Origin of the sequence: Halobacterium sp. KA-6 (assembly GCF_021029015.1) — an archaeon.
Taxonomy (GTDB): Archaea; Halobacteriota; Halobacteria; order Halobacteriales; family Halobacteriaceae; genus Halobacterium.
This window is the reverse complement of the sequence record NZ_JAJJZH010000005.1, coordinates 145,720-166,210: the sequence shown is the minus strand read 5'-3', so window position 1 is coordinate 166,210 and position 20,491 is coordinate 145,720. Positions and strand designations below refer to the sequence as shown.

Here is a 20,491-nt window from a genome sequence, read left to right as displayed (position 1 = left end):
GCCAATCTGGTATGAGGTGTCGTACGACGCCCTTGACATATAAATACTAGTAGCATCGATAGAAAATATATGCCAAATACCGTGTCCAACTGTGCCGAGGATGACTGCACAAACCAGGCCGTGAACAGCCAGTACTGCAAGGATCACGAATGTGCACTCGGCGGTTGCTCGATGCCGGCAAACACCGGCGACGGCATCCAGTACTGTGCGACGCACGAATGTACGACAGACGGCTGTGGTAACCAGGCATTCGGCAACGAGTTGCGGTGTGTCACTCACCGGAAGTAGTAGAGGCGCGACCAGTATGTTCCACCGTTGATCGGCGCGTATTTCGCCCTGTACCTTTTAGACCCATGGGGACGAATAAGAGGTCGACCGATGCGTGATGCCTATGTACTCGGAGCCGGCCAATCGCCGTTCGGCTCCCTACCAGAGGAGACGTACCTGACGTTGTTCGACGAGGCGTTTGATGCGGCACTCGCCAGCATTAATGGAGACGTGGCACTCGATCAAATCGAGGCAGCGTACCTCGGAACTCTCGGTGTCGGCGGGCGCCAGATCGGCCTATCGGGTCCAGCAGTAACGGAACACATCGGGCTCCACGGCATTCCGACGACGCGAGTGGAAAACGCCTGCGCGGCCAGTGGCTATGCGTTTCGGCAGGCAGTGACTGCCGTCCGGGCTGGACTCGCCGATGTCGCACTAGCCGGCGGGTACGAGATGATGACGGACACGAGTTCCGACCAGACGCGCTGGTGGCTGGGCGTCAGCGGCGAGACGGAATGGGAACGAACTAGTGGCACGACGTTCGCGGGCGTCTATGCGCAAATGGCGAGCGCACATATTGCCCAGTACGAGACAACGGTGGAAGATTTGAGCAGGGTCGCCGTGAAGAATCACCGAAACGGCGCACAGAATCCAAAAGCACACCTCGGGTTCGAGTGCTCACTCGATGAGGCGGTCTCCGCACCGCTGGTCGCGGACCCACTCAATCTCTACCACTGCTGTCCGACAACTGATGGGGCGAGCGCCGTGATCGTCGCTAGCGAAGCAGTCGCTCGGGAGTACAGCGACACGCTAATCCGGGTTGCGGGGATGGGAGCCTCGAGCGGCCGGGTTGGCCTCTTCCAACGGGAGTCGCTAACGAGTATTCCGGCAAGCGTGCGAGCCGGCAAGGCAGCCTACGAAGCAGCGAATATTGGGCCGGAAGACCTCGATTTCGCAGAAGTCCACGATTGCTTCGCGATCGCGGAGCTCCTTGCCTACGAGGATCTCGGCTTTTGTGACCGTGGAGAAGCAAGCCAACTGCTGCGGGAGGGGAGCACCGATCCTGGGGGCACCCTCCCCACGAACACCAGCGGCGGCCTTAAGTCAAAAGGCCATCCAATCGGGGCCACGGGGACTGGACAGATAGTTGAGGCATTCGAGCAGTTGCGCGGCGAAGCACATGTACAGGTGGCCGAACCTCGCTATGGGCTCACACATAATGTCGGAGGAAGCGGGGGGGGGGGCGTTACCGTGCATATCTTCGAACGGGTGAAACAGGCATGAGAGGGATTGTAACTGCGGGCGGCTATCTTCCTCGCTTCCGACTATCGACCGACAAGATAGAGGCAGCCTGGGATACCGCACACGCTGCAGGTATCAACCAAAAAACAGTTCCTGCCGCCGACGAGGACGCGTTGACGATGGCAGTCGCAGCGGCTGAACAGACGCTAGCCGCGAGTCAACGTGACCCCGCTACCATCGACCTGATTGTCGCTGCGACCACAACGCCGCCCCTAGACGAAGGCGAGTTCGTGCCCCGCCTCGTCCGGGCGCTTGGCCTTCCAGAGACCGTCACAAGCACGACCATCGGGCAGCACACTGCGGCCGGCGCAGAGGCGTTTGCCCGTGCGCTGGACGCTGACGGGACAGCACTCGTGGTTACGACTGACTGTCCTAAGGGTAAGCCCGCCGCGACAGACCATCCGCTTGGCGCCGCCGCCGCGGCGTTTCTGATCGATCACGATCCTACCGTTCCGATCCACGAGATCGCGTGGTATACCGACGACGCGCCAGGCATCCGGTACCGCCAGCGTGGTGATCAGACTGTGCGCTCGCTCGATATCACGACATACGAGCGGAATATCATCCGGACAGGAATCACAAAAGCAGTAGGAGCCCTTGAGGTTGACACTAGTTCGGCGACTGGTGCTGCCATGCACCAGCGGAATGGAACCTTTCCGTACCGCGCTGCGGCCGATCTCCCACTGTCCAACGAGGCCGTGGCACGGGGAACGGTCGCCGACGAGATCGGCGACGCTGGCGCAGCGACTGTTCCGGTTGGCCTTCTCTCGGCGCTCGCAGAGGCGGCGGATGATGACCTGACAATCGGGGCGTTCTTCGGTGGGGGAAGCGCCGCTGCGGTCGCCTTCGAAGGTGGTCTCTCCGTCGCAGGAATCGATACGGCCGAACAAGATGGCATAGATTACCTGTCCTACCTCCGGAAACGGGGCTATGTGGGTGATGGGACGGTCTCAGGCGGCGGGGCGCACGTGAGCCTTCCCACCTGGCGACGGTCACTGGACCAGCGATACCGACTCATAGCGGGACGGTGCTCCGCCTGCGATGGCGTCACCTTCCCGCCGGACGGCGCCTGCCAACAGTGTCACGCCAGGACGGACTTCGAAACGTTCGAAGCACCGCGAACTGGTACGGTTCAGGCAGTAACCGTCATCAGACAAGACGGCGCACCGCCCGAGTTTGCGGAACTCCAGCAACGTACGGGCGCGTATGCCGTAGCGATCATCGCCCTAGAGACAGAGCATGGAACTGTAACGCTCCCCGCGCAGCTCACCGACACAGACCCAAACGCCGTGACAGTGGGAACCACTGTTCGGGCGACACTCAGACGGATATACGACCAGCAAGACGTTCCTCGCTACGGGATCAAATTCAAACCAGTTGAATAATCGGCAGGGAGTAGGTCCTGATATTGAGCGACCACCGCACGAAGGGTCATGTTTAGTTAAGGCTGAAAAGTGGGGAGAGACGAATTTCGGCTGGTTCATGCCTGAAATCTCTCGTCTCAGTGGCTGTAGCAACGTTCTTGAGTAGGTTTTGTGGAGCGCGAACGAATACCGAGCGAGCTGATGAGCTTCGGTATTCAACTTCACTTGGCTGGACTATCACCTTCGAATACAGTTAATGAAATTAAGGAGTTAGGTGTTAAACGGTCATGGAAAGTCGTCTATGACTGGGTGCAGAAAGCTAATCTACAGCCTGCCAGTGGCGCCAACCCGGATCAGATTGCGGTTGACGAAACGGCAATCCGCATCGACGGCCAGAAGTACTGGCTGTACGCTGCCGTCAATCCCGACTCGAACAAATTCCTGCATGTACGGCTTTTTCCAACGACAATAACGTTAACTGAAAAATCTTGCAGGGACTCCGCGAGAAACACGACGTTGAAGACGCTGTGTTTCTCGTCGACGAAGCCAAGCTCTCAAAACAGCACTGCAGCGAGTTGGGCTGCGATTCCAGACGGTTCGTCAAGGGAATCAGAATGCTGTTAGACATATATTTATAGAGATAAAATCCTGAACCTTATCGTTCAGTAATAGTTTCAGCCACGTCGATTCAACAACAGCGGTATCGTGGTTCCGAGCCTTCACCGTCTGGTGGAACTCGCTAAACTAAACACCATGGTACGACCATCATGGTGTGACAAGAGTTCTATGGCACCCTCTATGGTACAGTGAGAAGAGGAGTCAATATATGATACTAATGAACGGCAAGATGACCGGCAGAAGACGATTAGGCTGTAGGTAGTGCTGAATTGGCCTACGCCCGTCTACGCTACGTATGACACTCGAGAATAGTAACGCTGCATTCCTGCACCTCCGACAGTAGATCGTCACGTGGTTACGCTGTTTCTCGCTGTTCGTGTGGCTCGGTACAAGCACATCCTCCTCTTTGGAGTAAGTCCTTCAAAGAGTACGTTTCTGTGCAGCTCCGACAGTGAATACGAACATCTACGTCAAGCTCGAAATCACCAAGAGAAATCTGTTCTTCCTGCCGTATCGACTCGAACAACTCTTTTGCGTTCTCAGTAAGTTGGTCTCGGATCATGTGATCCGGATCAGACTCGTTGCGATTACATTGGTCTCGTGTCACACCTCGAAACTTAGTGAGATATGTGTAAACTGCCTGGTGGGTAACAAAATCACGTTCGAGTGACGTAACATCAATTCCCTCACGTTGTAGTCGATGAACCGTATTCTGATAGACGATCTGATCGATATCATCGTTCCTTAGGATTCGATACGTCTCTTCAATCTCTCCATCGAGTGGATCAATATCGGCGCGTTCCATCGCCGTTCTGAGCACCTGTTTATTAATGTGATTGCTCAGGCCCCGCAAGCTGTATGAATCCGCTGATTCCGCGCCGAGCCACATCTCGTCTAATTCCGCATCAAGCGAACGTAGATCGTATTCCTCGAGGACCCGTCCGACCTTGTAGTTCTGCTTACTTCCACTCGTGGGAGAACGTTCCGTGTCGCTCATAGGGAATCTATTGTCATCATCTAATATAATAATATGGGTGGGAGCATGGGTAGTGACTCGATGGAAACGCTGCTATGCCATGAGAGCGTGAACCAAGATATGGGGCGCAAGAGACCGATATCTGAACCGTGCCATCGAGCACGTGGTAGTGACTGGTCCATGTGCGAAGGGAGCCGAGTCATGGGCGTTACAGCCCGGATGCCGCGCGCCGCGGCATCCGGGAAAGCCCGAATAGGTGCATCTCTGCTTCACGCACTGGCGTCCCGGGTGAACAAACCATGTACCTCGGAATCGACGTCCACAAACGGTACGCACAGGTGGCAGTAATGGATGAGGCGGGAGAGATCGTCGAAGAGGTTCGCGTCGAGAACGCGAACCTCGACGACCTCGCCCAACGGTACACTGGCGCACAAGCTGCGATCGAGGCGACCAGCAATTACTACCACATCCACGATACGCTGTCGGAACATTTGGATGTAACTGTTGCCCACCCGAAAGAGTTGAACCAGATCGCTCAGTCGGACAAGAAAACTGATCGCGTCGACGCAAAAGAACTCGCGCGGATGGTACGGCTGAACTCCGTGCCAGAAAGCTACGTTCCGACCGACGAGATCAGGGAAGCCCGCGCACTCGTGCGCGGGCGACAGACGTTGGTTGAGGATCGAACCAAGTACGCTAACAAAGTCCACGGGTTGCTTTCCGATCACGGTATCACGGAAGACGTGAAACCGTTGAGCGTTGAGGGACGAGAGTTCCTGCGGGAACTCTCGCTCCCGACGCCATGGAATTCGTTGTTGGAATCGCATCCTGAGGTGATAGAGACGCTCACCGAGGAGATTCATAATCTCGACGAGACAATTGAAGAACGCGCTGGGTCTCTGAAGGAGACCCAGCTGCTGATGACAATTCCTGGCGTGAGTTACTATACGGCACTGACGGTCTACGCAGAGTTGGGCGAAATCAGCCGATTTGACGGTGACAAAGAAGTCGTCAGCTACGTCGGGTTGAATCCGGTGATCCGCGAGTCAGGCGACTCGCGGATCGAAGGGAGCATCTCGAAGCGTGGATCGGGGAGAGTTCGATGGCTGCTCGTTCAAGCTTCTCATACAGCAGTTCACACCTGTAACGACGAGTATCTGAGTCGCTTCTACGAGCGGCTAGCGAGTCGGAAGAACTCACAGAAAGCTATCGTGGCGACAGCGCGAAAGATGTTGGTGTCGATCTATCACATGCTCAGCCGTGGTGAAGTGTATGACCCACCTGGTGTAAGCGCGTAGACGAGGATTCTGAGGGCCGCCGAGCGGGCGGCCCTCAGTGGCCGGCCGAGGCCAGCGGTGAGCGGTAGCTATCGCCAGACAGCGACCGCACCGCCTGACGATTGGGACCGCCTGTCGGCTGTGTCAGCAGCAGATCCCGGGATGGCGTAACTATTTTATCGAAAACGGTGGTTTGTGTAGGTAGCAGCGTTTCCATAGGTGTTCAGATAATACTGAGAGTGATCGAATTAGTGGGATTCGGTATATGTCGAGTCAGAACCGCTCTTGGCTGAGTTTTTGCTGTTACTGGAAACAGTATTCGGCTCAGCGTTGAGTTTGGGCTGTTTTTGCTCGCTGATCCAAAATCAATACGAAATCAGGGTGATGGCGCCAAAATCACTCTCAGTATTATCTGAATACCGCGCCTCGGAAGAACTCAAACACTAATTGAAGAAGGGTGATACACTAAAATTCAATAGAATTTGGCGTTGATATACGCATGTTGCGGTGCACGTCAAATGGGAACTGGGTAGGCTGCAAGAAGAGATGGGTTTACACTGAGGGATCATTGATGAATCGCACAATATGTTTAGCAACTTGTTTACCAGCATTCTCTTGAAGGAAGTGTCCAGCATTACTAATTACATGCTCTTCCGTCCGAGAGAACAGTTCTGGGAGTCGTATGCGTCCCGACGGAATAATCGGATCACCTTTCGAGAATAACATCTGTGCTGGTTTGTCGAATTCCGGGATCCGGTCTTCAATTCTGCGAATCGGGTTGCTAGCAGGGCTTGGGTGTTCAGGCGTAGGGACCATAAGGGGGAACTGTCGGGGTCCAGCTTTGTATTCCGGGCTAGGGAACGGCGCTTCGTAGGCAGCAAGCACCTCTGGAGAAAGATCGGTGATATATCCTCTGTCGGAATTGACTGCCAAACCCTGTTCAATAAGATGGCCAATCGAGAGATCAGGTGTTTCTTCGGCGAACTTTCGCCACTTCATGAACGTATCCGACATTGGATATCGACCATCTGGTAGAGTCGAATTCAAGAACACAAACTGGTCAAACCTATCAGGATGTTCCATTACGACACCAAGCCCAAATGGGCCACCCCAATCATGACCGACTAATGTAATGTGTTGTAGGTCAAGAACTTTGACGAGTTCAGCAATAGTATCACGGTGTAGCTGGAAGGAATGGTCGTCCATCCGCGCGAACTTCTCGGATCGGCCGAATCCAAGGTAATCTGGAGCGATGACCCGACCTGCATCGGCAAGAATGGGAATCATCTTTCGATAAGTAAACGACCATGATGCTTCACCGTGGAGGCATAAGATCGTTCTTTTACCGGAGCCTGCTGTCACGTATCCCATCAACGCCTCAGTTAGGCCGGGACAATCCACCGCATCGATTGCACCGCTGACATCGACGTATTGTGGTGTATACGGAAATTCGGGAAGATCCCTAAATCGGTAGGAAGGGGTACGGAGGAGTTCCGTATCCATTATTCTTTGTTAACACGCCACAACCTATTCAATATTCCGGATAATACACAGGAACTGGCACTGTAGTTAAGTGAGTTTGAGAAGTGAGCAGGTCGTTGAGTTAGTTGGCCAAGATGCTCGTAGACCTGCTCAGCGAGAGCTATGCGGCGGATTTTGATGAATCTTGGGAGCGTGAGCGGACGGCGACGCCCGTCAGGGTGTTCGCCGTCCGGCTTCACGCGACCGGTTGTTCGCTCAGAGAGACAACAACGATTCTCACGGAATTGGGCGTAGAACGCTCTCACCAAGCAGGGCTGGCTGACATCGTTCCTGACCCGCCGACGGCGTAGCCGTCAAGGGTCGCGGTTGACGAGACTGCTGTCAAAATTAACGGAGAGTGGTCTTGGTTGTATGCTGCAATTGACCTCGACACGAAGTTGATTCTTGACGTCGCATTATTCGGTCGGCATGGAACCGATCCTGCGGCGGCGTTTCTGTATGGACTCCGCGAGAAACACGATCTCTCCGATGCGGTGTTTCTGGTCGACCAATTCGGCTATCGGACTTCCCTTGCTTGATTAGAATTGAACGGTCGGGTGGACTATACCGACCGGAACCTCATTGAAAAGTGGTTCCACACGCTCAAAATGCGCATCGACCGTTTCCATAACTCGTGGGTGGGCAGTCGGTCGAGCGCACGCGAATGGATTGAACAATTTGTGCATTACTACAACCACCAGAGACCGCATCAATCGCTCGACGGAAACACGCCGGTCGAGGGGGTGCTAAACTAGACAGTGCCGTTTTGAGCTTCCTATCAATCGAATTCGTCGTTCGCTTCCCCATCCCGAACCCAAACCCACCTTCCAGTACCTCAGCATGGTCCGGTTTCGTGACCTCAATCCAGATATCCTGGTCGTTGGTGTTGAGCCGCAAGTCAAAATCCTTCGAATCACGATCGTCGGAAAGATTCGCGTTCATCGATACCTGCTCCGTGCCGTACAATTCTCGCAAGTAGTATAGAAGGTACAATTCGGCAAATACGGAATTGATTCGATTCACATCGCCTTTCTCGATTTCTCTCAACCAGTCTTTCGTCGGATCTGAATCGACATCCACCGCAGTGAGGTACTTGTTGATTATCTTGAGATCGGGGCGTTTGAACTTCCCCAGAAGTTCTTCCCCATCAACCCGAGCTTCACCGAGTAACTCGGCGATGTTCGGGTATCCACGAGGTGACGGAATCAGGTATTCGTGAGGGTACGTCCCGTCTAAGACGCGCTGGATACCGTGCGCGTACAGCGTGTATGACGTTGATTTATCGTCAGAGTGTACTTCGACCACCTCGCACCCGAACCGGTGCTCGAACTCGGGTTCCGGAGCGTAAATGTGAACGATATCCCCGACGTCGTACGGTGCGTCGGCAGGCTCGAACTCTGATGTCATTCTAGGTAATCACGTGGTCACTCGCAGAATTCGGGGTTGTACTCGTGCTCGAATTGTTGCTCGTACTGCGTGTTCTCGAAATAGAAGTTCGGAACGAGGTCGTACGTCGTCGCGTCCTTGCACGGCACCGCGGAGAAATCGCTCATATTGCTCACACGCACCGTGTCCTCAATACCGCCGGGAAGGTCGGTGATAGTGCCGTACCCGTCGCTAATCTGCTCATCGCCCGCGTAGACGTTCACATCGATCTGCAGCGTCCCGATGGTGCTGTCGGTCTTGTTCCGGACGGTCGCTTCGAGGATTGACCGGCCGCGCCATTCCTGATTCGTGATCTCAATGATGTCGGTAAGTTGCGTGCCAGTCGAATCAGTACCACCGTCGCCGTTACTGTCACTATCACTGTCACCGTCGCTGCTGCATCCTGCGAGTGCTGCAGCTGCTGTTGTACCTGTGAGCGCCAATACGTTCCGTCTCGTAGTCACGTGCGAGAATTCACACAACCCTGTGTTAAACACCCCGTCTCGAACGGAGGCGATATTGGAGAACACTCGAGCGATGAGTATCAGTGACGGTTAGACGGACACCACTGCGTCCCGCGGTCGGCGCACCACCGCCGACCGCGACGGGTGCCCAGTCTATTACGACCGGATTCACTCTCTACAGTAGTGGTGCCTTCGAGAGTAGACCACTCCCTCAATCCAACTCACTCGTTCTTGTAACGGACCTTCTCGATATCTGCTGCTAAGTCCTCTGGGTGGCGATCTCGATAGGAGGCATGCGTTGTCTCGATGGACTTGTGTCGAAGGACCTCCTGTGCGCTTTCGGCGGCGACCTCGCCGTAGAGTTCGTCTCCGAGCCCACGCCGGCCGCCGTGGGGCTTCAAATAATCGCCGTCGATATCGACGTCCGCCTCCTCGCAAAGCCGCTGTAAGAGCGTTCTCGCGCCCTCCGTAGTTAACGCGGGCGGCGCAACCTCGTACTCGCGCAGCACCTCGTCGATTTCGCAATCTTCCAGGACTCCCTCGATTTCCGCGTCCTCGTATCCGCGGTCGGCCAGCTCGTCGCGAACGGCCCGGTATTTCGATGCTGCGTCTCCGGTTGGGATGACGAGCCACTCGTCAGGAGCGTCGACGAGCCGCCGGTGGCGCGCCAGCTTCTCGGAAGTCACCCCCGGGAGCGACACCGATTCCTGGTCGCCGGACTTCCCGAGGACAGTCATCACGCCCGCCTCGAGGTCAACGTCTTCCCATCGGAGACCGTTGCGGCGGTCGTCGCGACTGACGCTACAGACCTCTGCCCCACGGACGCCGGTATCCGCAAGGATGTAGACGAGGGAGCGGTCCCGGAACGCGCGTGCGGCGTCGCTGCTGTCGTTCTCGAGTGCAGCATGGGCACGCTCGTCGACGTAGGCGAGCAACTGTTCGCGAGCATCGGTAGTCCAGAACTGTTGCTCAACGTCGTTGCTCTTCGACGGGAGTACTTCTTCGGCGGTGGTCGTCGCGAGCGGATTCTGGTCGATTTCGCCGCTGCGTTGCCACCAGCCAAATGTGGCGCGAGCGAGCGCGAAATACGTCCGAATGGAGTTCGCGGCGAGGTCGTCTTCTTTCACGAGGTGGATAACCCAATCTCGGGCGTCCTGTTCGTCGACGTCCTGGATGCGGTCGACGTCGTTGTTCTCGGTGAGGAACTGGAACAGGTCGTTGACGGCGAGTCGGGTGTTTCGCTGGGTCTGTGGGCTTTCGAGGCTGACCATGCGGTCGTCGAGGAGGGTTTCGAGGCCGCGAACCCCAGGGGTAGCGTCGTTATTAGACATCTAGATCACGCTTCCACGTGTTGAAACACTCCGCATCGTGAAGTAGGAAGGATTTGTAGCGGACGCCTCGGCCACCGCCAGCGCCGAATCTGAGGGTGGTGTGGAGGTGGTAGTTGCTGGTGTCGAGGTCCTCGTCGCAGCCAGCACAGGCGACGATCTCGCTGTTGTTCATGACGGTGCGTTTGGCGATTGGGCCAGCTTCGACGTTTTGGTGGGATATAGACGCTCGCTGTGGGACTTCCATCGTTCGTGCTTACGGGAGGGCGGCCACCCTCTTAGTTCTGGTTTGTTTTACTCATCTAAACCAAACCAACTGTGTCGAAGCGAAATCACGGCTTTCGGGCTCTGAAGCGCCTGCTATGGCTGGATAAGCAGGGTTATAAACTATATATCGCTATACAAAACTCTGGGAGTGTGGAAGTTCACAGTTTCGGAGGATAGGCTAGTTTCAGGCTGAATCTCCGTCAACTCGTAGTTCTTCTCCCCGATAGAGAATCGAATTTGAACCCTTTCAGGTGTACTATCGGACGGGCGTGAGAAATTGCGTGAATTCTGGCACTGCCGAGCAGCGTCGCCACTCCCGAGAGGTGGACCTATCGAGGGCTCAGCCGGTTAGTCGGGCGGGATCAACGCCGAGACGACAATCTCGACGCATTCGCCCGCGGTCAACACAGGAGCGTAGTCCATCTCACCGTCGACACTCGCTTTCAGCAGGAAGTCGGTGAGCCGCCAGATGTTGTACAACAGCACGGCGAAGACGAAGTAGAACAACCGCACGCGGTAGTCCTTCGAGGACGTCTTCGCAAGGAAGTCGTGCTTGATAGATTTGTACTCATTCTCGATCTGCCACCGTCGATTATACCGTCGACAGAACGTCTCGGCCTCATCTGGCCCGACTCGGAGGTTCGTCGCGAAGACGGTCGTTCCCTCGCCGCTCGTCGACGGCACGTACAGAAACCGCATCGGATGCGACCCCGCCTCGACGTGAATGGACGCTGATTCAACAGCGACCTCCTGGTCGTCCTCTTCCATCTGCTCTATCACCTCGCGTTCGGAGCTGGTGATGCGCTTCGGGATGAGGTAGTTCACGTCGAGGTTCGAGAGGGTCTGGAAGACGCGCATGGAATCGAACTCGCGGTCACACAGGACCGTCTCGATGGGAACGTGTTCTTTCGCGCGCCGGACGAGTTGGCGCACGACGCGGTGGATCCGGTTCGGTGGGTTCTCATCCCACGCTGAACTCTCTCGCACCGGCTCGACAGCCAAGACGAGAGGGATGTTCTGTCCGATGATCGAGAGCGTCGCGAACTTGAACGCCCGGCCCTCGCCGTCTTTCGTCCCACTCACCATCGGCATCTCCTCGACATCCCCGTAGTAGGGAATAGTCGTAATGTCGATCGCAACGGTCACTGGCCGGCGGAACGAGGCTTCCGAGGCGATGACCGAGAGCAACCGATCCGTCGTTTCATTAAATCCATCCACAAGTTCTTCGGATTCGAATTGCTTGACAGCGCGGAGATGAGTGTCTCCATGAGGTCCGTACTGTTCGCCTCGTCGATACTGGAAGCGCGCAGCTCCCTGGGCGGTGCCGCACCGAACCATCCCCATGAAGGTCTGCAACTCGAAGAATCGCGTGTCCTCGTAGGACGCGTTCGCGGCCCGGTCTGACTCGAAGTAGCCGAACGCGTGATCACGGGCGAGCCGCGTCGTCTGGATGATCTCGCTCTCTGAGAACGAGTCGTCCTCCGCTGCGTCCGCCTCTACTTGAGGCTCGTCAAGGATCTCTTCTTTGGAGCGCACTTCGGGCGCAGGAATATCGAAGTCGTGGACCTCTTTGACGACGAAATGAGCTGCGGTCTGCACGTATTCCTGGCAAGCGTCGTCAAATCGATTCCGCCACGCCCGCGAGAACGCCGATTCGTCGGGCACTCGACTAAACCCGAAGATCGTTGCCACTTCCGGTTGCCGGGTCAGTCTTCGTGCGAACTCGGCATACGAATCACCCGTAATCTCCATGAAAACGAACGAGAGAACCATCGCGCGAAAGGAGAGGGGAGCAGGATGCCACGACGGATACCCATCTTCAATCGAATCAACCGAATGGTCCAAATTCTCGACCGCGGTAACGAGATCGGTATGTTGGAGTTCGTTTCGGATGGCGATTCCAAGCTGGTACGCCTCACACAGATAGCGCATTCGCGGGCTCTCACTCGGGTGTGAGCCGCCAGAGCCAGTCATACAAGGTAGTGTGGAAGTTTACAGAATCAACGCTTCGAGTGTGCTAGGAGGCTCAGTTGTGGAGAATCTGTGACTGACCGCCACGACGGATCGCTTAAGTAGTGGGTTTCCGATACCGGCAAAATACATAAGTTTCCCATGCTATCGCTGAATCGATGTCATTCACAATCGTGCCCTTGAGCCCGCCAGCTTCGTCGTAGATTGCAATCCAGACTGCCCTCTCACCATCATTACAAACGACTGGAGCAACAGGACTCTAATAGTTATAGCCAAATTTTGATCGTACACAAGGCCCATTCTCAATCCCTACGCATTTTCAGACATGAATCGTCGAACCTTCCTACGAGACGTCGCTACGGTTGGTAGCGTCGGTCTGATAGCTGGTTGCCTCGGTACAGGATATGCAGGAAGTGATCAACAGGACACCACCACTTCACCTAAAACGCCAAACTGTCCTACGTTTGGATCTGAAGTCGATAGGGTGGTTTGTGCGGATAGAGGATCAGCAGAGAATCAACCAGTGTATATCGAGTTGGACGAGCAAACCTTCACAGTCGTTACAACCAATCAGACGGTCGAGACTCTCGGTCTAACGCTCCGAAACCAATCGGATGATCCATTTGTTGTCAACCCTGGTGAGTGGGTGATTATGCGTCGGACAGAGAGTAACTGGAGTGAAAGTGCGTCAGGTGAACGTACCGAACAGCCGATTTCAATCGGTCCAGAATCAACTCACAGGTGGTCCCTCAGTCTGGCACCCCATCCGACACCCTATACTGAGGAGACGACATTTATTACGGCGAATCTTGAGGAGGGGACGTATATCTTCGCGATTGTCGGGGAATTACAGAGTGGCAATCGACCCCGACGAATCGAATGTCAAGCGAAGTTCGAACTCGTTAAGAAGAAAACAACACGGACCTCTTCAGAGGGATGACGGACGACGACCGGCGACTCCTCCCATTTCGTCCCCTTCCGGAGTCGAATAATACCTCGGCGCGAGTTCTTGATCTAACCAGTGAAGACGCCGATCTCGTCTTTGACGCACTTTCGTCAACCACAGCCCGCCGTATTCTTGCAGCACTCCACAGCGAGCCAGCACCCCCGAGTGAGTTAGCCGACACTCTCGACTTGTCGCTTCAAAACGTCCACTATCACATTCGTAACTTACGGGATGCGGATCTCATCGAGGAGGTAGAAACAGGCTATTCTGAGAAAGGCGTCGAGATGTCGATCTACGCTCCGACATCTGAACCGGTGGTATTCAGCGGGAGCACCTCTGACGAGCAGTCTGAGCTTCGAGAACTACTGGAACAGGTCGTCGGGGTGGTTGTCCTTTTTGGATTTTTGAGTGTCCTCGCTCAATGGGCGATCACGCACGAAATACCACTTGTCGAGCCGTCAGAACCAATCAATCCGACACCGGTTCCGGGGCCGTTCAACCCTGGACCGCTTGTTCCGCCTGGGCTCATGTTTTTTGTCGGCGGGATAGCGATGCTCGTGATAATTGGTGGGTTGTGGTACTACCAGAGACGTCGAAGATAGCAACAGACAACCATTTTAATTTTCCACAAATTAAATATTCTGAAAAAAGGCGCGCATCAAATCCATCCTCCGAGGTTGTGGGAAGTTGAGACTACAGTGGGTTTAGCGGGGCTGTGATGCGTGGTTTCGACCGAATCGATGAGTAGAAACTGCTTCAGGTTGCCGTCCAAACGGCCATTCTTGTTAAAGTCCCTACCATATGGGCGATTTTCTGCAACTTAGGGTAGCGTTGCCACTCGGACGACGCTCTATCACGGGTAGAGTACCGTACTACCCGATTCCGGTCTCCTTCTTCAGCAGCGTGAGCGTATTGTCGGCCGTCACCATCGGTGCGTGTTCGTATTCACCTGTCAACTCGACTTGGACGAGTAGGTCAACTGCTCGCCAAATCGAGTACAACAAACAGGCGAACGCGAAGTAGAAGAACCGCAGTCCGAAATCCGTGGACGTCGTCGCGGCCATGAACCGCTTAATCGATCGATAGCCACTCTCGATCTCCCACCGATACCCATACTCAGTGAGGAAGCCCCCACCACGATTGGACATGAACACCGAGTACTGTCGGTGATCGTCATGCTCGGAGTTCTCTTTCCGTCGGTAGATCAGCGTCGTCTCGTGCCACTCGTTCTTCCCAAGATGGAGTTTGAGGTCGGTCTCGTACCGATCTTGATCCCGCTGGAGCAACCGTTTAGCTTGGGCTTTCTCGCTGGCCTGCATCCGCTTTGGCACGACGTAGGACAGTCCACGCTGGCTGATCATCTCTAGAATGTGCTGGCTGTCGAACTCCCGGTCCATCAGTACGTTATCGACGTGGACGAGCCCTTCAGCCGAATCCAGCAGATCCTCAACGATTTCCTTCCGTGACACACCTTTCCGTACCGGGCGGGCAGCAAGAACTCGTCTAAGAGTGTCGGAGATACGTTAGTCTAAACTAAGTTAGTTCAGACTCCTTTAGAGGAACAGTTTTATGTGTCCCCTTCAAAGAAGACATAATGACTGGGTTTGTAAACCGGAAACGGGAACTGAAACGTCTCGATAAACTCTACGAGAGCGATACGGCAGCACTGGCGGTAGTTTGGGGGCGACGGCGAATGGGGAAAACGACGCTCGCAATCGAGTCGATCCGAGACCGTAACGACGCCGTCTACTACCAGGCGACTAGAGGGACTGCAGACCAGCAGATTTCCTCGTTCATCAACGACGCTGCCGAGGTGTATCCAGGAATCACACGAATCCGTGAAGAGTGGGAACCCCTCTTCGAATTTCTTGCCGAGCAGGATGCAGTCATCATCGTCGACGAGTTCCCGTATCTCGTCGAGCAAACGGACGCACTCCCATCGATCCTGCAGCGCGTCTGGGATCATACCGCTGAGAACACTGCAACGACCTTCGTGCTGACCGGGTCCGCTATTGGAATGATGCACGAGTACGCGCTTGAAGGAACAGCGCCGTTGTACGGTCGCGTCGCTAAAAACCCGAACGGGGAAATCGAAGTTGGCCCACTTCACTTCGAGGCGGCAATGTCGTTTTTCCCCGAGTATTCCCCCGTTGAACAGGTGATGACCTACGGTGTCTTCGGCGGAACACCAGAGTATTTGCGAGCCGTCGAAGACGACGAGACGCTTGAGGAGAACGTCACGAGAACGCTGTTACGGCGTGATGGAGGACTCCACGAGGAGCCCGAAAACGTGCTCCACCGGGAACTGGACGAGGTCGACCGGTATTTTGCGATATTGAAGTCGCTTGCAGAAGGAAACCGAGTCAAGAACGAAGTCGCCCAGGGTGCCGGAATCAGTAACAGTAGCGTCGGATATTATCTCAACCGACTGAATGACTTGCGTATTATCGAACGAGACTACCCAGTTACCGTCAATCCAGATCGGAGCCGGAAAGGTCGGTATACGATTACAGATCCATTATTCCGATTCTGGTTCAGATTCGTCTATGGGCGGACAGCGCGGTACGAGGTATATGGTGAGGACGCTTACACCGACCTCATCGACCCAGAACTGCCAGACTTCGTCAGTGGGACGTTCGAACAGTTATGCCAGCGTGCTGTCTTGTACGCATTCGGTGACGAGTATCGCTTCGTAGAGGAACCCGGGAACTGGTGGAATGGGAGTGGCAACGAGATCGACATCGTTGCGCCGACGAATGGAGAGACACTCCTCGTCGGTGAGGCAAAATTCCGACAGGAAGCGGTTGGATATGACGTCCTCAGTCGAGTCGAATCTGAGGCCCCAAAAGTAGACTGGCATCCAGACAGCGGTGGTGACCCAGAGTACACGTATGCGCTATTCAGTCGGTCTGGATTCTCGTCCGCAGTCAAGGAAGCCGAATCGGAACGGGACGATCTTCATCTGTTCACTGTCGATGACGTCGTCGAACTGATCACGGAGTAGCGATCGAAGTGAATTGCTACCAGCTATGCATTGAGAATACCTGTCTCAACTTCTACTCGTTATAGTGGATGTGGAGGTCAGCGAACTTCTCCCAGTTTTCCAGGAGGTAGTCCCGCATCCGATAGAAGGAATATCCCTTGTCGAGCCATTCCTTCTTGTCCTCGCTGACGTCGGGTGGAAGATACTCCTTATCCATATGGGGCTGGTCGTGGCAATTGTCCAGCCGTACGATTTCGGTGTTCTCGTCGAGGGGGGATTCCGCCTTCTGGACGAGAGACCACCCGTAGTTGTTGGCATCGACCTCGGGGTCATACTCCTCCCTGTCCTCGGGCTCGGGCTCGACGTACCCGACGAGGAAGTAGTCGTCTCCTCGATATGTCCCGAGGTCGATACTGTCAAAGGTTTCCATAGTACATCACCTGTGCGTCTGAACTCGTCGTGTTGGTTTTGCCATTCATTTCTGTTCACCGGAGGTCTGCCCACGCGCGCGAACCGTCGCACCAGCATAGCCTGCGCTCTCAGGCTGGTGATTTCACGGGATAGAAAGCCGCTACTCAGACAGTAGAGATGGTAGAACGCCGGCCGGCATAGCAGATGCTCTCCTATCTTACTATAGGAGACCCAGCCACTTAAAAGTTTCGACAGTTCGAGTTGAACACCACTTAGAGCCTGACGACCTGCTTTAGGTGGGAGCCAGAACCCTTTTCACCGTTGCAGTCCTAACAACGGTCAGGGAGTGATGAATATGCCCGAATTTGAAGAACCGCCATCCTCGGTTCCCGACCCCAACGAGTTCGAACGCGAAGATGCGGACATCGACGACCGTCTGGAGTTTCGTGCTGCGTTCTCGGAAACGCTGACGAAGCACGGTTATCCAGACACTCTCGTTCTCGCCCGAGAGCGAGCTGAAGAGGTATTTCACGACCGCCGTCTGGAGATCCTAGACCACCTGAACGAACACAATCCGGACTCGGTACGAGCCCTCGCACAGGAGCTGGACTACGACAAGGGCGTCGTGAGTCGTGATCTCCAGGAACTCGCGCAGATCGACGTCATCGAATACGAAGATGCTGGCCGATCGAAGGCCCCTCGCCTCAAGCACAGCCACGTTGTCGTCGAACCTGTCGTCTAATTCCGAATCTAAACACCCAATCCTGGGGGGCGAACCCCGGGGAATCGCCCTCAAAACCTCCTTCCTCCATGCCTTTAGCGCTGGAACTTGGGCTGGCTGGTGTTCACGCCGCTTCCAGCGAGGAATACGAACATCGCTACGAGCGCAACGGTGTTACCGATACTGACCCTAATCGCCATCTCCCACTGTGGGGGAGATTGAATACAAACGGCGACAGCACGCCAGCAGCAACCCCTGTCGAAGTAGCCAAATTGAGCGAGGCGGCGACCTCTCTCATGTGTTACACCTCATCGAGGTGGTCGTAGATACGTTCAGTTTTATGGATACTTCGGTGTCGCAGCTGGACTAGCCGTCCGTCAATTCAAGCTCATAGATGTGATGAGTGTATAGCTCCCACTCCACATCACGTAACTCTCATTCCAATTCACGTCCCTATGGGACGTGAATTGGAGTAGAGGTTAGATCGGTTTTACACAAGGTAATCCAGATTCGCCGCCCCCGTCGAGAATGCGGACACCGACGTAAGGGAGAACATCTTACTAGTGGGACGCAACCGTTTTACCTTCTAGTTGATAGTGAAGAGGCCCTTGGGCCTCTTCAATACGAGACTTCGAGAACACGTGAGAAGGATAGTGGCGACGATAGTTCTCGAATTTGTGGGCACTACCGACGAACGCGTGTTTAAGAGCTGAAATGCCGGACTGAGCAGTTTGCCACCCACTTCCGCCACGCAACTGCTGACTCTACGGAAACAGGTTGCAAACCTTTGCCTTCGCATGGAATCAGCTAATCTGAATAATGCCGGTTATTACACCTGTTCGCGAGCACCGAGAACGTAACCGAGGAAGACAATCATGGTCGTTCCGAGGAATGTCTCGACGGCAGCGACTAGACGCATCAGCCCCGGTTCGGGTGGATTTGGTGGCGAGGTGGTGAACGTGACTACACTATAGTACAGGCTCTCTGCGACACTCATTCCAGTGTTCGAGTACACGATTGTCGAGCCAAAGAAGAGAGCCAGCATGACTCCAACCACTGGGAGGAGTTTGACGCCGTAGCCAGTCGTCCACCGTGAAATCAGCGACCCAATCGCCGCGGCTGTTCCCCTCTGAGTGTCGTCGTGGAGTGCCTCTTTCCGGCGAGCGTGGCGTTCTCGAACGCGTGCGTTTCGGGCTTTGCTGAGGAGACCGTTGTCGCTATATACGGTCCTCAGTTCGTGGTTTGTCCGTGCGACAACGTCCCAATAATCTGCAAGATTAGAAGGAGTATCAGTTTCTTCATCTTTGGCAAAATCCGCCAGTCTCTTTCTCGGCCGGCTGAAGTCAGTATTTCGGGAAACTAATATATCCGAAAGTAGAGTATCCCACAAAAGTGCGTTTTTCAGGTTAGAGCGCGTTAAATCACTCCCCGAAAGTGTCGCGTTTCGAAGGTTTGCGTCTGAGAACGTTGCTTTTCGGAGATTAGCGTCTGATAGTATCGCATTACGGAAATTGGCGTCTGAAAGCGTCGCGTTATGGAGATCGGCTTTTGACAGGTCAGCATCCAACAAACTGGCCGATGTGAGGTCAGCACGAACAAGGTTGGATCCTGAGAGCGTGGTCCCCCCTAAGCTGGCACTAGAGAGGTCAGCGTAACCGAGGAAAGCCTCTGAAAGGTCGGCGGACCTAATGTCTGCTTCCGAGAGGTCAGCATGTTGAAGAAGAGCTGACGAGAGGTCAACGTCAAACAAGTAGGCATTTGAGAGTTCGGCCTCCGAGAGGTTAGTATTCGAAAGGTCGGCAGAACGAAGATTTGCCTCTGAAAGATTGGCTCCAGGGAGCTCGGCCTCTGAGAGATTTGACTCAGAGAGGTCAGCTCCCGGCTCAATATTTTCCGGGTCCACATCCGGGTCGTTGGGAATCTTCCATTCAGAGTTGGGCATACTAACAGGACTTCCGAGGGCGTGATAATGCTCCCGCCTCGTTTGGTAGCGTGCTAACGAGTGGTGTTTCCCTGACGGCCTGAGCCCACTACCGGCTCAGATGCCTGATCAGGGTAGTTGTTTCAGTTCGCGACGTGATGCATCACGATATCGTGCAGGAATTACACGAACGCCATCGTGCCGACGCTGCTGTCGTAGATGTCTACGTACCGGTTTTTCGTGATGAGGAAGTTCAGCGACCGGCCGTTGTAACTGAACTTGCCGACGAGATGCTATGTTCTCCGTAACTACTTCTGTCCTCGTTTCCTCGACTCTGATGGAGCTATCGTCCTGAATCCGTGTGTTCTTGGTGTCGATGTCGCCCTTATCTCCTGTCTGCCCGCGATGCAGAACGAGCGAGCCGCTATCAGTGAAGTTATCGAGGTTGGCCTATCGGTCGCCCCGCATGCTGAACGCAGTCTGGATCTCTCAATCTTTCCCGACTCAGATGGTCGGGGGAGTGGTGTGGTGATTTGTCCGACGTAGTTTTTTATGGGCGGGGTGGCAAAGGCTACGCAACCAAGGCAAGATAACCGCACGACGTGCCATAGTCGTCGGGGATGCCTCTGGTCGGCGAAATAAAATTTCGCCGCCGAGGATGGCTAGTCCCCGACGGCAAGAGAACCCACCTAGACACTTGGTTCTCGCAGGCCCATGACCTAATAGCTT

14 protein-coding genes and 3 pseudogenes are annotated in these 20,491 nt (G+C 54.9%); 8 read left to right on the top strand and 9 right to left on the bottom strand.

Going from position 1 to position 20,491, the window contains the following annotated elements:
- Nucleotides 1–378: 378 nt before the first annotated feature.
- From LPA46_RS11855 to LPA46_RS11845, 3 genes and pseudogenes are all read left to right on the top strand, one after another.
- The gene (locus LPA46_RS11855; RefSeq protein WP_230892671.1) at nucleotides 379–1,551 is read left to right on the top strand and encodes a thiolase C-terminal domain-containing protein; all 1,173 of its coding nucleotides are present in this window, start codon (nucleotides 379–381) and stop codon (nucleotides 1,549–1,551) included.
- Entirely contained in the window at nucleotides 1,548–2,954 is a 1,407-nt protein-coding gene (locus LPA46_RS11850) for a zinc ribbon domain-containing protein (RefSeq protein WP_230892670.1), read from the top strand. Before LPA46_RS11855 ends, LPA46_RS11850 begins: the two co-directional genes overlap by 4 nt.
- Before the next feature lie 97 nt (nucleotides 2,955–3,051).
- Nucleotides 3,052–3,681: pseudogene (locus LPA46_RS11845) on the top strand (IS6 family transposase).
- 225 nt (nucleotides 3,682–3,906) lie between these two features.
- Here the strand turns inward: LPA46_RS11845 and rdfA are convergent.
- A complete protein-coding gene (gene rdfA / locus LPA46_RS11840) occupies nucleotides 3,907–4,548 on the bottom strand; it encodes a rod-determining factor RdfA (RefSeq protein WP_230892669.1) in 642 nt (213 codons plus the stop codon).
- Between the two features lie 278 nt (nucleotides 4,549–4,826).
- Between rdfA and LPA46_RS11835 the strand changes: the two genes are divergently transcribed.
- On the top strand, nucleotides 4,827–5,825 hold the full coding sequence (locus tag LPA46_RS11835; protein WP_230892668.1) for an IS110 family transposase: 999 nt from the start codon (nucleotides 4,827–4,829) through the stop codon (nucleotides 5,823–5,825).
- A 531-nt stretch (nucleotides 5,826–6,356) separates the two neighbouring features.
- On the opposite strand, the gene LPA46_RS11830 is transcribed toward LPA46_RS11835, so the two are convergent.
- Nucleotides 6,357–7,307, bottom strand: coding sequence for a haloalkane dehalogenase (locus LPA46_RS11830; protein WP_230892667.1), 951 nt, complete (start codon nucleotides 7,305–7,307; stop codon nucleotides 6,357–6,359).
- A 113-nt stretch (nucleotides 7,308–7,420) separates the two neighbouring features.
- Between LPA46_RS11830 and LPA46_RS11825 the strand changes: the two are divergent.
- Nucleotides 7,421–8,080 (top strand): annotated as a pseudogene (locus LPA46_RS11825) (IS6 family transposase).
- A 669-nt stretch (nucleotides 8,081–8,749) separates the two neighbouring features.
- On the opposite strand, the gene LPA46_RS11820 reads toward LPA46_RS11825, so the two are convergent.
- From LPA46_RS11820 to LPA46_RS11805, 4 genes are all read right to left on the bottom strand, one after another.
- Nucleotides 8,750–9,214 carry an FxLYD domain-containing protein gene (locus tag LPA46_RS11820; RefSeq protein WP_230892666.1) on the bottom strand — a complete coding sequence of 155 codons (465 nt, stop codon included), beginning with the start codon at nucleotides 9,212–9,214 and terminating at the stop codon, nucleotides 8,750–8,752.
- Between the two features lie 221 nt (nucleotides 9,215–9,435).
- Nucleotides 9,436–10,545 carry a tyrosine-type recombinase/integrase gene (locus LPA46_RS11815; protein WP_230892665.1) on the bottom strand — a complete coding sequence of 370 codons (1,110 nt, stop codon included), beginning with the start codon at nucleotides 10,543–10,545 and terminating at the stop codon, nucleotides 9,436–9,438.
- Entirely contained in the window at nucleotides 10,538–10,717 is a 180-nt protein-coding gene (locus tag LPA46_RS11810) for a hypothetical protein (protein ID WP_230892664.1), read from the bottom strand. Before LPA46_RS11810 ends, LPA46_RS11815 begins: the two co-directional genes overlap by 8 nt.
- A gap of 440 nt (nucleotides 10,718–11,157) precedes the next feature.
- Complete coding sequence (locus tag LPA46_RS11805) at nucleotides 11,158–12,741, bottom strand: transposase (RefSeq protein WP_442908249.1); 1,584 nt, start codon at nucleotides 12,739–12,741, stop codon at nucleotides 11,158–11,160.
- 975 nt (nucleotides 12,742–13,716) lie between these two features.
- Between LPA46_RS11805 and LPA46_RS11800 the strand changes: the two genes are divergently transcribed.
- Entirely contained in the window at nucleotides 13,717–14,328 is a 612-nt protein-coding gene (locus LPA46_RS11800; protein ID WP_230892662.1) for an ArsR/SmtB family transcription factor, read from the top strand.
- Between the two features lie 270 nt (nucleotides 14,329–14,598).
- Here the strand turns inward: LPA46_RS11800 and LPA46_RS11795 are convergent.
- Nucleotides 14,599–15,225: pseudogene (locus LPA46_RS11795) on the bottom strand (transposase); the annotation flags it as partial.
- A gap of 95 nt (nucleotides 15,226–15,320) precedes the next feature.
- Here LPA46_RS11795 and LPA46_RS11790 point away from each other — a divergent pair.
- Entirely contained in the window at nucleotides 15,321–16,730 is a 1,410-nt protein-coding gene (locus LPA46_RS11790; protein WP_230892661.1) for an ATP-binding protein, read from the top strand.
- A gap of 52 nt (nucleotides 16,731–16,782) precedes the next feature.
- Here the strand turns inward: LPA46_RS11790 and LPA46_RS11785 are convergent, their stop codons facing one another.
- On the bottom strand, nucleotides 16,783–17,139 hold the full coding sequence (locus LPA46_RS11785) for a DUF7718 family protein (RefSeq protein WP_230892660.1): 357 nt from the start codon (nucleotides 17,137–17,139) through the stop codon (nucleotides 16,783–16,785).
- A gap of 336 nt (nucleotides 17,140–17,475) precedes the next feature.
- Here LPA46_RS11785 and LPA46_RS11780 point away from each other — a divergent pair, with 336 nt between their 5' ends.
- Complete coding sequence (locus LPA46_RS11780) at nucleotides 17,476–17,862, top strand: HVO_A0114 family putative DNA-binding protein (RefSeq protein ID WP_230892659.1); 387 nt, start codon at nucleotides 17,476–17,478, stop codon at nucleotides 17,860–17,862.
- 808 nt (nucleotides 17,863–18,670) lie between these two features.
- Here the strand turns inward: LPA46_RS11780 and LPA46_RS11775 are convergent.
- A complete protein-coding gene (locus LPA46_RS11775; protein ID WP_230892658.1) occupies nucleotides 18,671–19,783 on the bottom strand; it encodes a pentapeptide repeat-containing protein in 1,113 nt (370 codons plus the stop codon).
- Between the last annotated feature and the right edge of the window lie 708 nt (nucleotides 19,784–20,491).

Coding starts and splice junctions, on each gene's coding strand:
- LPA46_RS11855 (WP_230892671.1), top strand. CDS start 379: ATGCGTGATGCCTATGTACTCGGAGCCGGCCAATCGCCGTTCGGCTCC.
- LPA46_RS11850 (WP_230892670.1), top strand. CDS start 1,548: ATGAGAGGGATTGTAACTGCGGGCGGCTATCTTCCTCGCTTCCGACTA.
- rdfA (WP_230892669.1), bottom strand. CDS start 4,548: ATGAGCGACACGGAACGTTCTCCCACGAGTGGAAGTAAGCAGAACTAC.
- LPA46_RS11835 (WP_230892668.1), top strand. CDS start 4,827: ATGTACCTCGGAATCGACGTCCACAAACGGTACGCACAGGTGGCAGTA.
- LPA46_RS11830 (WP_230892667.1), bottom strand. CDS start 7,307: ATGGATACGGAACTCCTCCGTACCCCTTCCTACCGATTTAGGGATCTT.
- LPA46_RS11815 (WP_230892665.1), bottom strand. CDS start 10,545: ATGTCTAATAACGACGCTACCCCTGGGGTTCGCGGCCTCGAAACCCTC.
- LPA46_RS11810 (WP_230892664.1), bottom strand. CDS start 10,717: ATGAACAACAGCGAGATCGTCGCCTGTGCTGGCTGCGACGAGGACCTC.
- LPA46_RS11805 (WP_442908249.1), bottom strand. CDS start 12,741: ATGCGCTATCTGTGTGAGGCGTACCAGCTTGGAATCGCCATCCGAAAC.
- LPA46_RS11800 (WP_230892662.1), top strand. CDS start 13,717: ATGACGGACGACGACCGGCGACTCCTCCCATTTCGTCCCCTTCCGGAG.
- LPA46_RS11790 (WP_230892661.1), top strand. CDS start 15,321: ATGACTGGGTTTGTAAACCGGAAACGGGAACTGAAACGTCTCGATAAA.
- LPA46_RS11785 (WP_230892660.1), bottom strand. CDS start 17,139: ATGGAAACCTTTGACAGTATCGACCTCGGGACATATCGAGGAGACGAC.
- LPA46_RS11780 (WP_230892659.1), top strand. CDS start 17,476: ATGCCCGAATTTGAAGAACCGCCATCCTCGGTTCCCGACCCCAACGAG.
- LPA46_RS11775 (WP_230892658.1), bottom strand. CDS start 19,783: ATGCCCAACTCTGAATGGAAGATTCCCAACGACCCGGATGTGGACCCG.